We start from the raw sequence: 12,971 nt of genomic DNA, 5'->3' as shown, positions 1-12,971 counted from the left end.
CAGCAGCTTGATGATAATAATGATTAAGATTAGATTTAGTGTTCCCCAGCAGGGTGGTCAACAGGTTTGCCATTTACCGGTTTTGATGTGGGATCTTCGCCTTTTTTATCCTTCTGGGTAGCCTTGTTTGCTTCCCAATCCTCTGGCGGAGAAGGCTCATGCCCTGACATAATTTCCTGTATTTGCTTCGCATCAATGGTTTCATACTTAATCAAACCATCAGCCATCAAATGTAACTTATCCAGATTGGCATTAAGAATTTCTTTAGCCCGTTGGTAATTCCTGTCTACAATCTGTCTGACTTCTTCATCGATCTGTTGTGCTGTTTTGTCAGAAATTTCCTTATGCTGACTAACACTTCTACCGAGAAATACTTCACCTTCCTCTTCGCCAAAGGTCAGCGGACCGAGCGTTGATAATCCCCAAGTTGTAACCATCTTACGAGCAATTTCAGTCGCACGCATAATGTCGTTTGATGCACCTGTCGTTACGCTTTCAACACCGAAAATTATTTCCTCAGCAATACGACCACCAAACAAGCTGGATAACTGGCTTTCCAAACGCCGTTTACTATGGCTATAGCGATCCTGCTCGGGCAGAAACATAGTTACACCAAGCGCACGACCACGAGGAATAATGGTTACCTTATAAACAGGGTCATGTTCAGGAACCAACAAACCTACAATAGCATGACCAGCTTCATGATAGGCTGTTAATTTTTTCTCGTTCTCATCCATGACCATCGAACGCCGTTCGGCACCCATCATGATCTTATCTTTCGCTTTATCAAGCTCAATCATGCCTACTTTGCGCTTGTTAGCACGTGCAGCAAATAATGCGGCCTCATTTACCAAATTCGCTAAATCTGCACCAGAAAAGCCTGGTGTACCTCGAGCAATAGGCATTATTTCAACTTGCTTATCGATAGGCACTTTTTGTAAGTGCACTTTCAGTATCTGTTCACGTCCACGAATATCGGGTAAAGGCACAACAACTTGACGGTCAAAACGACCAGGACGCAAAAGAGCAGGGTCAAGGACATCAGGTCGGTTAGTTGCTGATACGACTATCACACCCTCATTGCCTTCAAAACCATCCATTTCTACCAGCAATTGGTTTAAGGTTTGCTCACGCTCATCGTGCCCTCCACCGAGCCCGGCGCCACGATGTCTCCCCACCGCATCGATCTCATCGATGAAAATAATACAAGGTGCGTGTTTTTTTGCCTGCTCAAACATATCTCGGACCCGTGAAGCACCGACACCCACAAACATCTCGACGAAGTCCGAACCAGAAATCGTGAAAAAGGGAACTTTTGCTTCGCCAGCCACTGCTTTCGCCAACAAAGTCTTACCTGTTCCAGGGGGACCAACTAATAAAACCCCTCGAGGGATACGGCCACCCAGGTTCTGAAATTTACTGGGATCACGCAGAAAATCGACAAGTTCTTTCACTTCTTCTTTAGCTTCATCAACACCAGCTACATCAGCAAAAGTAACTTTGACCTGATCTTCACCCAACAGGCGGGCGCGTGAACGGCCAAAAGACATTGCCCCGCGGCCACCACCACCTTGCATTTGGCGCATAAAGAAAATCCAAACGCCAATTAAGAGAAGCATTGGGAACCAGTTGATAAATAAATGAAGCAAGAAACTCTCTTGTTGCTTTTCCTGACCACTAATATCAACCTTTGATTTTAGCAATTCACCCAGCAAGGCATCATCCTGCATAGGCATATAAGTCACAAAACGATGATTATTTTTGGTCACCCCTTTGATAATTTTATTATCCTCAATGGTGACGGAATTAACCGTGCCTTGCTCGACTTCTCTTAAAAACTGACTATAAGAAAGTTTCTCGGCGGAAGTATGGCGGGGGCCAAAATTACTGAACACGGAGACCAGCACAATTGCTATAATCAACCACAAAAATAAATTTTTTACCATGTCGTTCAAAGCATTAACCTCGATTGTGACGTATTTCTACGACGTTAGAACGATAAAGTTACTATAAATTATAGCCCTTCGCCAGCAAATAGGTTTCTCGTGAGCGGGCACGAGACGCTGCAGGCTTACGAATGACCACTTTGTCAAATTGCCCGCGAGCTTGTTTTACAAGCTCATCAAACCCTGTTCCGTGAAATATTTTCATGAGCAATGTACCTCCTGGTTTTAACATTTTATTGCCAAAATCGAAAGCCAGTTCTGCCAAATACATGGCACTGGGGATGTCCACTGCTGCCGAACCACTCATATTTGGGGCCATATCTGATAAAAGCAAGTCTACCCCACGCTCTGGGACTAAATCCATCAGCTGCTGCAAAACAGCATCCTCACGAAAATCACCCTGAATAAAATCCACACCTGGCAAAGCATCCATAGACAAGAGATCTAATGCAATAATGGTACCATGTCCATCCAGTTTTTCAGTCACATACTGTGTCCATCCACCCGGAGCCGCTCCTAAATCAACGACTGTCATACCGGGGCGCAACAATCGCTCCTTCTCATCGACTTCTTTTAGTTTGTATACTGCACGGCTGCGGTACCCTTCAGCCTGGGCTTTTTTGACATAAACATCATCAAAATGTTCTTGCAACCAGCGTTTACTACTTTTGGAACGAGGCATAACAATTAAATCAATAAAGGAATTAGTGCATGATACTGAAATTTGCTACCTTTTCCCAGCAAAACGTGCAATAATTTGTCGTTTTAATAATCAGGATGGCTATTATGGACACTGCATTCAAACAATCTTTAAAAGCAAAGGCCCATCATTTAAGGCCAGTGGTCCTTTTGGGCGCTAAGGGACTTACACCAGCAGTCGTTGAGGAAACAAATATAGCATTACTAGCCCATGAACTCATCAAAATTAAAATTGCTGGTGCTGAAAAAGAAGATCGACAAAAAATGGCAACTGAACTTTGCACGCAACTGCACGCTGATTTAGTGCAATTAATTGGCAACACAGCCATCATTTACCGTCAAAACGAAGAATAACTTCGACTCCGTTTTATCGTAGCCTGATAAGCAGCGTAGTAACCTGATATAAAGCGGGTTAGCTGCGCTAGGACCGTTTTGCAATTCATTGATTATCCTTATAGTGCTTTATTTACACAGCAAACCATACGCACTTCTTGTTATGTCTTAGGGCTAGTTTTCCACCACCTGGTTATTTGCAAATCGAATCGGTTTGCTGTCACCCCTTGCAAATGAGAATGATTATCATTTATATTGAATTCAATTCTTGTTCTATCGCTTAATCAGGAGTGAAGAATGGCCTTAGCTCACAGTAATTTCCAGGAATTAAGTCACCAATTACGATTTCTCCTTTTTGAAGTAGGAATTGGTTTACCACAACGTGCTATTGAGCATTTTATCTCTCTTGCTCATCGCCAATGCTTGCAGCGTCTACAGCAGGCAGTAATGAGGGAGGGTCTTATAGCAGAACCTATCATCAGCCATCATGTGCACGATTTTCTCGCCCAATTACAAGCAAAACTTAAAACCAATCAACCAGCTTCTGTTTTTTTTCACTGGCAGCGTTTACGAGATGAACTGGATGAATCCATTGCTAACGATGCGATGGCGCAAGCTTATCGCCAACATTGGCAAGCAGGACTAAAACGGCAAGCAAAGAATTACACCAGTTTCTGGATGTGGTTAAGCACTGAACAAAACTGCCAAGATATAATACAGCTGCTTGAACAATGGGGTTGCCTCGGTCATCCCAGCCAACCTCAGTTTCGCGCCAAAATAGGATTCAGTCGTCGTGAAGTATTACAATACTCACCCGAATTTAATGCACAAATCAGCCTGCACTGGTGTGCTCTACGTAAACAACAAGCCCAGCTCACCACCAATCAAATAAACTACTCTGAATTGATAGCCAATCAATTCCCCAAAGAATACAAACTATGGCAAGAAAAACTGCGTTTTAAGCAAGTCGATATCACAGAATACTACCCTATGCCGATGCATCCCTGGCAATGGCGCAATCAACTACAAAACACCTTTTCTTCATTAATTGACAGGAAGGAACTGATTTTAATACCCCATCATCAACTGGTAAAACCATCCATGTCTTTTCGAACAACGATGCCATTAAGAAATAACGCTTGCCATCTAGAATTTGCTTCTACAGCGAGCACCGACCCGGCATTATTATCAACGTCAACAACTGACAGTTTCTCTTTCTCTGTATGGCTTAGCCAGTTACTCCATCAGAATCAGCATTATGAACAAAGCCTTTTCCTTGCCGAAGAGCTGGCGGGATTAAGTGTCCAGGAGAAACCCATTTCTACAACACAAGATAAACAATTTGTTTTAACCCTACGTAAAAACCCCGGCAGTTTCCTGCAGCCGTGGCAAAAAATGGTTCCCTTGGCGGCTCTTTTTACGCAATCCCCCCTTAGTAATCTTCCTCTACTCATCGAGATTATAAGTAGTAGCGGTTTAAACCCCATTGATTATTTTAGATTGTACTGTCGCCAGGTTTTAACCGGTCAATTACATTTGTTACTTCATTACGGTGTAGCTATCGACTCGCATCAACAAAATACGCTTGTAATATTTACTGACAACAAACCAGAAGCACTCATCGTGCGGGAACAAGCTAAGGGTCTTGTTTGTATCCATCCCTGTTATCAGCACGTGGTTAAACCCGTTTTTCACACTGGCTCGGCAATAACAACCGATAATTTAGCCCTACTCTGCCAACAATTTATTGAAGGTAATTTGCAAAATAATCTGGCTTATTGGCTGTGTCTGCTTAATCGTTATTTTTCTCTTAGGGCAGAAACGCTTTGGCGGGTCGTTTATAATGAATTGCAAACTGCTTTAAAGAAACTCTCCCCTTCAATTGAATCAGGCATTTTCAAGCAGCAAAGCGATCGCCTATTAGCAGAACCCTGGCACTGCCAGTGCCAATTGAGCATGTTTCTAACTAATCGCAATGAGGGTCTATCTAAACGTATTACCAACCCTTTACATTCATTCTATAACTGATTGTTTTTTAGAACTAATTTAATTTGAGGCATTCCTTTTCAGCAAAATCAGGCCAGCAAATGGACAGTACGCCCGCAAAACCATGAGCATCCAGTTTCTTAAATGAATGGCAACAGCGTGACAGTAGCGAGACTATTGTATACACTTTATAGCAAAATACCGTCACAGGCGCCAAGGCGCGTTGGCGTAACCCTTAATGCTGTCGCGACGGATGAAGGCATGTTAAATTTACCGTTTTACCCATGATACTAAAACACATACCGAATGCACTTACCCTATTTCGCCTGGTATTAATAGTGCCCTTTTTAATGCTTCTTTACCAACAGGAATATGTAAATGCTTTTTACACATTTCTGCTAGCTGGCCTAACTGACGGCATTGATGGTTGGTTGGCCAGGCATTTTCACTGGCAAAGTTTTTTTGGTTCATTCATCGATCCTTTAGCAGACAAATTGCTCGTTGCATCGAGTTTTATTTCGCTAGCGCTTATCGGGGAATTACCTTGGTGGCTGGTTATTTTGGTTTTTCTTCGTGATTTAACCATCTCGATTGGTGTTATAGCTTGGTATTGGCTCATTCAGCGTAAACTGGATTTTGAACCAACCCTGTTGAGCAAAATTAACACTACACTGCAGATAATACTAGTTATTTCCTGTCTATTTGAATTGGCTTTTTTTGCTTTTTCGCCTTATTTAATCAATACACTCATTGCGCTCACAGCGCTAACCACTGCCGCTACTTACATTGACTATGTGTTTACGTGGGGCAGAAGAGCGTGTTCAATCAATCATCTCGCCAAATGAATCGTCAATTGGCACTAGCAATTCAGCTGAATGATGAAGCAACCTTAACCGATTTTTGTTGGGGGTCTAATACGCTATTACAACAACAGTTAACCATGGCTCTACAAGGGAAAGGGGAACGCTTATTCACCATCTGGGGGAATCCCGGTTGCGGTAAATCACATTTATTACAAGCCTGTTGCCAGGCAATGAGCATTCATGCAGCAGCAACCATTTATTTGCCTTTGAAAATTCTTAAAGAATGGGGACCAGAGAGTATTGAAGGGATAGCAGAGCAAGATTTGATTGCCATTGATGATATCGATACGATTGCAAATGATACAGCCTGGGAAGAAGCACTATTCCATCTCTATAATAAAGTTCGTGATAATGGAAAAACTATTCTGTTGATCACGAGTCAACACCCACTGTCTTCTTCCCCCATCCATTTACCGGATCTTCGCTCTCGCCTTGCCTGGGGCTTGGTTGTACAACTTAATGAGTTAGAAGATGATTTAAAAATCAAAACCCTACAACAACATGCAAGTAAACGCGGTTTCAAATTACCAATCAGTGTTGGGCAGTTTCTGCTTAATCGTTGCGCACGCAATATGCATGATTTACACGCTATACTTAACCAGCTCGATGAAGCGTCTCTAATAGCCCAACGAAAAATTACTATCCCTTTTGTTAAGTCAATTTTGAGTATTTAAGGTTAGCCACGTTTCTTACTAGACCAGCAGTGCACTACTGGTCTGCCCTGGAGAAGGTGCTTTATAGGTACACGCCAGAGGAGGCCTCTTGAGGAATTATTGACGGCGCAGGAGACATGCCAAACAAATCGCCATCTGAGGCCACTCTTCTTATTCCCAATTTATTAGCATGAAAACCATGACGGTTAGTAGCTAGAACTATATCTTCATTAGCTACAGGCAGTGTTCTTGCTCGTGAGACAGGCTCTGACTCTTCGTGAGGAGGGACTACTATCACTCGATCTTTAAGCTTTTCTGTAGCAGTACGGAGCTCTTTTGTAAGACCGCTGTGTAAGAGTGTCAAATTTTTCTTTTCTTTCGCCACAATTTTTTCCCCACAGAACTCATCGATTTTTTCTTGATCCAAGCCAACATAGCTCGCAATAAGGTTTTCGATACCAAGACGTTCGACATACCAATAAACACTAAAAGCGGCTGCACCAGTCAAAAGACTCATAAAAATAATAGGTAGGGAACTGGCAACAACTGGTATCAAACAGAGTTCAGCAACTTTTAAAGCAACCGTTTGACCAGCAAAAAAACCCCCGCTAAAAAAGATAATGCCTGCTACAGCCGCCGTGATTGATTTTGCTGTTTGCAAAGCTGGGCGGCGACCTAAGTTTTGCATCGTAGCGCGTGCAACATCCAGGTCGCCCTGCTTTGCCTGTAACATCTTCACCAGGTTAAGATTTTCCTGTAATTCCTCAACAGGCATATCGTCTCGAGAGAGGTGCTCGGCAAGAATATACTCGCGAATCTTAGTAATTAATTTAACTTCTTTTAAGTAAATATCCAGAAGTTGCGGCGCGCTTTTATTTTTTACCCCTAGATTTTTCCCAATTTCAACTAAATCAAAGGCACAGAAGACAGTAATCGCAAGCAATGCAAAAACCACGCCCGTAGCCAAAATTGCCGCAGGGGTGAGTGTAAATACTTCCAGCATCGCGGTAATGCCATCAAAGCCTTCGCAACCGAAAAAAATTATTCCAGCAATTGCTAACAACCAATAGGTAAATTTCTTGGATCTATCGGATTTCTTTTTATGTTGCTCTTGCTGCGTGAATAAAGTGTTATGCAAATCATTTAATAATGAAGCAGATAATGATTCAAGGAGAAATTCATTCCTCTTATCGCCTTGTGGCCTTGTATTCAGCCATCGCACTAATTCCGCTTGCTCGATTATATTGCTCTGTTGCGCTGCAATTAATGCCTGGGAGAGTGCTTGAGTATCAGCTAATTTAGCCATTAACTGCTTCGTTTTATCGCTTAGAGCTATTTTTCTCGCCACTTCATTACCTCAATTACATAAAATGGGGGATTTACTACCTAAGAGCAAATCGGCAAACAATAATAGCACTATAGTAATGACACTTTATTAATCAAAGCTTAAGGATTTGTAACAATAGTGCAAATAATGAAGGCTAAAATGAAAAGAACCGAAAATTCAGCCTCCATGGTTAGCTTGCTATACTGTTAGAAAAGTTTGCAGGCTATTTGAAGCTTGTAAGCCCGAGATTTCATTATGAAAGGAACATACATTATGGAAAAGAAAATTATTGCCGCCAAAAATGTCTTTGATTATGCCCATTATGGCTTTTCCAATTGTGTAGTTTATAATGGCATCGCTTATGTTACTGGACAAGCAGGCATCGATGAGCAAGGGAAATTAGTGGGCCCTGATATAAAACAACAGGCTCTTAAAACCTTTGATAACATCCGAACATTGCTTCTTGCCGCTGGCTCTGATTTGACCAACATGCTTGCAATGACCTGTTTCATTGTGGATATTGAAAAAAATGGCCCTGATTTTTTTGCCGCCCGTGCAAAAATAATGCCTGTCAATTCCTATACGAGTGCATCCATTGGGATTTCAAAACTTGCCATGCCTGGCTTACTGGTAGAAGTTCAATGTACAGCAGCAATAGGTTGAGCGACAGAATAACCTCAACTTAAAATAACAACAGATCACTTCTCTTCCGCGCTTTATGCGGGGAATCTCGCTTATACCTTGGGGAAGTAGCCCGAGTGCAGTGAACCCGGGTTACGTTCTTACAAGCATTCACCCAGGCTGCTTATCTTTTCCATTTCTTAAATAGCTCTGAATTAAATCAACTTGAGCTTCGGTAGAAAGAAGGCCATGAATAAGTAAATCGGCAGTTTTCTTCAACTCTCCATCAAAAAAAAGTTTCCTTGTACGCGTAAGATAAGATTCCAATTCATTCAATAAATCCTCTTTGGATGTATTAACGTCTTTAAAATCCCGAAGTAAACGGCGAACTAGAGAAACATCTAAAGGAGTAACAATGTGAAAAAACGTAGTAATATAATTAGCCGTTTGCTGATGTAAACGTCCTAAAGGGGCATCTAAAATAATATAGTCTGTCGCTTGCAACTGTTTTTTTAGTGCCGGGTGTTCTACTACTTGATTTGCTCCAAGTTTAGCAAGAACCTCGGCAAGGGCTTTATAATTCCATTCCGCATAATTTTGGCCGCGCTCGTACCAGGCAAGATAATCGTCTGGACCACTTGCAAGCTCATCAAAGTCATCCCAGAAAAGACAGGTTGCATCCAAAGCTTTTGCTAATGCCTTCGTTAAGGTAGTCTTTCCAACACCAGAAGTACCACTAATTGCGATGATTTTACTAGACATAGAAATCGACGAATTAATAATTAACAGGAATAATGGGGTAGAAAAATAACATTCGTCATCCTCCTAAGGCTGCTCTGCTTTAATATAACGACTCAAAAAAGCTGCCCCCACCCACATTAGGCCACCAATGCCCAGTGTTACTAAGCCTATATAAGCAAAAACCTTCGTATAAATTACCAATGATTCCATTCCCGGTTTTACAGTGGCTGGTAAAGCCGTTAAAGAAGCCACCGAGGCACCTACGAACCCTGCAATAGAAGAGGTTAAAAACCACATCCCCATCACAAAGCCGGTAATATGGACAGGAACTAATTCAGCAACCATCGCTACACCCAAAGCAGATACAAACAATTCCCCTGTGCTCTGAAAAAAATAACTGGCTACTAACCACCAAGATGAAACCATCCCACCGTTATCATGTAAGTAGCGGGCAAAATACAATAAGGTAAAACTAAAACCGCAACACAGCATACCAACTGCAAATTTATAAGGAATGGAAAAAGCCAATCCTCTTTGTTGCAATTTATGATAAAGCATCGCCAATACAGGACTCATTATAATAATCCAAATTGGATTTAGGGCTTGGAAACTCTGTGGATCAAGAGTAATACCCAGCAAGATCGGCCTAACATTATTAACAGCAAATAAATTTAAGGAGGTGGGCATTTGCTGGTACAAAGTAAAAAAGACAATTGCCTCCAACATCAAGACCAAGGCCACTAGCATTCGAATACACGCGCCTTTGTTCTCACGGCGCATATAGAGCAAATAAATAGCAACAACCACTGCTGTAATTAGCCATACCAAACTTTGGGCAAACAATACATGTTGCAATAAGTAAGCAGCTACAAGCGTGGCAAGTACTATCCCAAGGACCACAAAACACCAGTGCACTAATGGAATAGTTTTCTCATCTGCATTGGTATGGATATTAGCGACATGTTGGTGTTGAAACCAATAATTAGCCAAACCTAAAACCAAACCTATAAAACTAATAAAATAAGCATAGGCATAACCAAAACTACTCGCTAAGGCAGGTCCGATAAATAACGCAAAGGTAGACCCTAAATTGATAGCCATGTAATAAAGAGTAAATCCACCATGCAGGCGCGGATCATTTTTCTCATAGCATTTTGCCAACAGGCTGGAAGGATTCGCCTTAAATAAGCCATTACCCACACAAACAAGGCCCAAGGCTAAAAAAACCTGTTCTTTATTCACCAAAGCGAGCGCCAGATAACCCAAAGCAAGTGTTATTAGCCCTAATACAATCGTGCGTTTGGTACCTAATATTTTATCTCCTAGATAACCACCTAAAGCAACCATCCCATAGACCAAGGCCGAGAAAGCCCCAAAGGTGTAGTAGGCCTCGGTGTCGTTAAATCCAAGAAAACGAATGAAATACAACGTCAAAATACCTTGAACAGTATAAAAACCAAAACGCTCCCAGACTTCTAACATAAAAATCATGCGAAAAGCAGGCGGCTGTGTACGAAACAAGGCCAGCATTTTTCCTCTTTATCTGGGAAATTAAAATCAAAACGCTATACCACTTTATCAACGAATGCAAACCGGTAACCATTTACATTTCGCTAGCTTGAGTCGCTATGCTTTGAGCATCGCAGCGGAGCATACAAGCGAGCAGGTGAACCGCGAAGCACAGCAACTCAAGGCATAAGCGCCAAGATAGTAGAAAATGTAAACAGCCCCTACTTCTTTTCTAATTTTTGACTCATAAGACTGTTCAGCACTCTTGCCAACCTCCCTGTGAGTCACTATATTTCTATAATCTATCAAAAAAATAAGTAGTTATGGCTAAAAAAGCCCTTTATTTAGCAGGTGGTGGTGCCCGTGGCGCCTATCAAGCTGGTGTACTAAAAGCCATCGGCCATATTTTACAAGTGAAAAAACTTCCTTTTGAAATGATTAGTGGCGTCAGCGTCGGGAGTATTAATGCTGCAATCTTAGCCGAGCAAGCCCACGATTTTCCTGCTGGCCTTGAAAAACTGGAGGCTATTTGGAGCGACATTCACTGTCAAAAAATTTTTAATGCCAGCAATTATGAACTCAGCAAATCCGTGTTACGCAATCTGAGTCATTTAATCGTGAAACAACGCCAATCTGGGCACCTTCTTGACACGACGCCGTTGAGAGAGTTTATTACCAACAGCATTAATTTCGAACTTATAGAGACTAATATAAGCAGTGGCCAATTAGAGGCAATGGAAGTAATTAGTCATTGCTATGAAACCCAGCAAACCATTTCTTTCTATCAGCATGATCATCTTTCATTTGAGGATTGGCATTATCCCCGGCATATCAGTCAACGTGCGACACTGACTATGGAGCATATTTTAGCCTCCAGTGCACTGCCATTATTTTTTCCCACCGCAAAGATTGATGGGTTTCACTATGGCGATGGGAGTATAGGGTTAGTTTCTCCTTTACGCGGAGCCATCCGTTTTCAAGTTGAGCGTATTCTGATTTTAGGCACACGCCCATTGCCGGCATTTACTGATCCTGAGTTATTACGCAATGGTGATATTGGTTTTGCTCGCGTTTTAGGTGGGATGTTAAATGGCTTATTTCTCGATAACCTTGATCGCGACATTGAAATGGTAAACCGAATGAATGATATCGCGCGTCTGCTTTCGATGTGGAAAAAGCGCCATTCACCTTGGCGTCCCATAGAAACGCTTCATCTGAAACCCAGTGTCGATGTAGCGGCCATGGCACAAGCACAGTACCTGAACATGCCTGCTTTGCTTCGTTTTTTGCTGAATGTTCTCGGCGCCAAAGATCACTCCGGTGATTTACTTAGCTTTCTACTCTTTGAAAAAGAATTCACACGTGAATTAATCGAATTAGGCTATCAAGATACGCTAGCAACTGCGACTGACGTCATCAAGTTTTTTGCTTAGCTTTTAAAGCCATTAATACGGGCCTTGTATCCGGTCTTATCCCATGCCAAATAAAAAACGATTCTGCAGCTTGCTCTACCAACATCCCCAAACCATCCACTGCCTGTCGGCAACCCTGCGCACGTGCCCAAGCAACAAAGGCCGTCTCTCCTTTAGCACTATAAGCCAAATCATAACAACAGGTTGCTGCTTGAAATAACGAGGCAGACAAGGGGAGCGCCTCCCCTGTTAAACTGGCTGAAGTAGCATTAATCAGCACATCATACTCCGCTTGTAATTCAGCCAGGCGACAATAGCTTATCTCGGGAAAATCAGTCTGCAAGATCGTTGCCTTTTCCTCTGTTCTATTCGTTACTGTTAGCTGAGCGATGTTGGCCGCTAATAATGGAGCAATAATGCCACGCGCAGCCCCACCTGCTCCTATCAGGAGAATTTTTTTAGCATTTAAATCGAGATAACGACTTAAATCTTTTATCAAACCCGCACCATCCGTATTATCCGCATGCAGACGCTCTTTCTCCATCCATAAGGTATTGGCCGCTTTGGCTCGCTGACAACGGGGTGTACTTAGATCTGCCATAGCAAAGGCTCGTTGTTTGAAGGGTAAAGTAATATTTAATCCCAGCCCGCCTTGGGCAAAAAAAACCGTTACCTGGGACTCAAAAGCGTCTTCCGCAACTAACCTTTTTTCATAGCTCAACTGCTTCCCGGTTTGTTCAGCAAAACATTGATGAATGAAGGGAGACAAACTATGGGCTATAGGATTCCCCATGACAGCACAACGACTTGACATATCCGCTCTCTCGCTAGTTATTTATGGAAGATTTCTTAGTGTTTCGTCATGAAATTGGCGAAACACC

Annotated in this window: 12 protein-coding genes; 6 read left to right on the top strand and 6 right to left on the bottom strand. The window is 42.2% G+C overall.

The genetic code is table 11. The features are described 5' to 3' along the window. Positions 1 to 35: 35 nt before the first annotated feature. Entirely contained in the window at positions 36 to 1,946 is a 1,911-nt protein-coding gene (ftsH, locus tag DYC89_RS01200; RefSeq protein WP_181879435.1) for an ATP-dependent zinc metalloprotease FtsH, read from the bottom strand. Positions 1,947 to 2,007: 61 nt separating this feature from the next. Further along, positions 2,008 to 2,628, bottom strand: coding sequence for a 23S rRNA (uridine(2552)-2'-O)-methyltransferase RlmE (gene rlmE, locus DYC89_RS01195; RefSeq protein WP_115220147.1), 621 nt, complete (start codon positions 2,626 to 2,628; stop codon positions 2,008 to 2,010). Between the two features lie 104 nt (positions 2,629 to 2,732). On the opposite strand from rlmE, the gene yhbY reads away from it, so the two are divergent. From yhbY to hda, 4 genes are all read left to right on the top strand, one after another. After that, entirely contained in the window at positions 2,733 to 2,999 is a 267-nt protein-coding gene (gene yhbY / locus DYC89_RS01190; RefSeq protein ID WP_115174311.1) for a ribosome assembly RNA-binding protein YhbY, read from the top strand. 276 nt (positions 3,000 to 3,275) lie between these two features. After that, on the top strand, positions 3,276 to 5,006 hold the full coding sequence (locus tag DYC89_RS01185) for an IucA/IucC family protein (protein WP_115220146.1): 1,731 nt from the start codon (positions 3,276 to 3,278) through the stop codon (positions 5,004 to 5,006). 242 nt (positions 5,007 to 5,248) lie between these two features. Further along, positions 5,249 to 5,809: a CDP-alcohol phosphatidyltransferase family protein gene (locus DYC89_RS01180; RefSeq protein ID WP_115220145.1), complete on the top strand. Its 561-nt coding sequence runs from the start codon at positions 5,249 to 5,251 to the stop codon at positions 5,807 to 5,809. Beyond that, positions 5,806 to 6,501 carry a DnaA regulatory inactivator Hda gene (gene hda / locus DYC89_RS01175; RefSeq protein WP_115220144.1) on the top strand — a complete coding sequence of 232 codons (696 nt, stop codon included), beginning with the start codon at positions 5,806 to 5,808 and terminating at the stop codon, positions 6,499 to 6,501. Before DYC89_RS01180 ends, hda begins: the two co-directional genes overlap by 4 nt. Positions 6,502 to 6,562: 61 nt before the next feature. Here hda and DYC89_RS01170 read toward each other — a convergent pair whose 3' ends face one another. After that, the gene (locus tag DYC89_RS01170; protein ID WP_147285461.1) at positions 6,563 to 7,828 is read right to left on the bottom strand and encodes a hypothetical protein; all 1,266 of its coding nucleotides are present in this window, start codon (positions 7,826 to 7,828) and stop codon (positions 6,563 to 6,565) included. 252 nt (positions 7,829 to 8,080) lie between these two features. On the opposite strand from DYC89_RS01170, the gene DYC89_RS01165 reads away from it, so the two are divergent. Next, on the top strand, positions 8,081 to 8,470 hold the full coding sequence (locus DYC89_RS01165) for a Rid family hydrolase (protein WP_115220142.1): 390 nt from the start codon (positions 8,081 to 8,083) through the stop codon (positions 8,468 to 8,470). A 129-nt stretch (positions 8,471 to 8,599) separates the two neighbouring features. Here the strand turns inward: DYC89_RS01165 and DYC89_RS01160 are convergent, their stop codons facing one another. Next, positions 8,600 to 9,190 (bottom strand): AAA family ATPase, encoded by a 591-nt coding sequence (locus tag DYC89_RS01160; RefSeq protein WP_115220141.1) that lies wholly within the window; start codon positions 9,188 to 9,190, stop codon positions 8,600 to 8,602. A 63-nt stretch (positions 9,191 to 9,253) separates the two neighbouring features. Continuing rightward, positions 9,254 to 10,699 carry an oligopeptide:H+ symporter gene (locus DYC89_RS01155; protein ID WP_115220140.1) on the bottom strand — a complete coding sequence of 482 codons (1,446 nt, stop codon included), beginning with the start codon at positions 10,697 to 10,699 and terminating at the stop codon, positions 9,254 to 9,256. 302 nt (positions 10,700 to 11,001) lie between these two features. On the opposite strand from DYC89_RS01155, the gene DYC89_RS01150 reads away from it, so the two are divergent. Continuing rightward, a complete protein-coding gene (locus DYC89_RS01150) occupies positions 11,002 to 12,111 on the top strand; it encodes a patatin-like phospholipase family protein (RefSeq protein WP_115220139.1) in 1,110 nt (369 codons plus the stop codon). Here the strand turns inward: DYC89_RS01150 and aroE are convergent. Next, a complete protein-coding gene (gene aroE / locus DYC89_RS01145) occupies positions 12,095 to 12,904 on the bottom strand; it encodes a shikimate dehydrogenase (protein ID WP_115220138.1) in 810 nt (269 codons plus the stop codon). The two genes, DYC89_RS01150 and aroE, sit on opposite strands and share 17 nt — an antisense overlap. Positions 12,905 to 12,971: the final 67 nt, after the last annotated feature.

The sequence above is a fragment of the Legionella donaldsonii genome (genome assembly GCF_900452385.1).
GTDB classification, from domain to species: Bacteria; Pseudomonadota; Gammaproteobacteria; order Legionellales; family Legionellaceae; genus Tatlockia; species Tatlockia donaldsonii.
Note: the sequence above shows the minus strand (reverse complement) of the source record. Positions and strands in the feature narration are given on the sequence as shown.

Bases quoted from the DNA above. Each gene is read 5' to 3' on its own strand.
- ftsH (WP_181879435.1), bottom strand. From the start codon at position 1,946: ATGGTAAAAAATTTATTTTTGTGGTTGATTATAGCAATTGTGCTGGTC.
- rlmE (WP_115220147.1), bottom strand. From the start codon at position 2,628: ATGCCTCGTTCCAAAAGTAGTAAACGCTGGTTGCAAGAACATTTTGAT.
- yhbY (WP_115174311.1), top strand. From the start codon at position 2,733: ATGGACACTGCATTCAAACAATCTTTAAAAGCAAAGGCCCATCATTTA.
- DYC89_RS01185 (WP_115220146.1), top strand. From the start codon at position 3,276: ATGGCCTTAGCTCACAGTAATTTCCAGGAATTAAGTCACCAATTACGA.
- DYC89_RS01180 (WP_115220145.1), top strand. From the start codon at position 5,249: ATGATACTAAAACACATACCGAATGCACTTACCCTATTTCGCCTGGTA.
- hda (WP_115220144.1), top strand. From the start codon at position 5,806: ATGAATCGTCAATTGGCACTAGCAATTCAGCTGAATGATGAAGCAACC.
- DYC89_RS01165 (WP_115220142.1), top strand. From the start codon at position 8,081: ATGGAAAAGAAAATTATTGCCGCCAAAAATGTCTTTGATTATGCCCAT.
- DYC89_RS01160 (WP_115220141.1), bottom strand. From the start codon at position 9,190: ATGTCTAGTAAAATCATCGCAATTAGTGGTACTTCTGGTGTTGGAAAG.
- DYC89_RS01155 (WP_115220140.1), bottom strand. From the start codon at position 10,699: ATGCTGGCCTTGTTTCGTACACAGCCGCCTGCTTTTCGCATGATTTTT.
- DYC89_RS01150 (WP_115220139.1), top strand. From the start codon at position 11,002: ATGGCTAAAAAAGCCCTTTATTTAGCAGGTGGTGGTGCCCGTGGCGCC.
- aroE (WP_115220138.1), bottom strand. From the start codon at position 12,904: ATGTCAAGTCGTTGTGCTGTCATGGGGAATCCTATAGCCCATAGTTTG.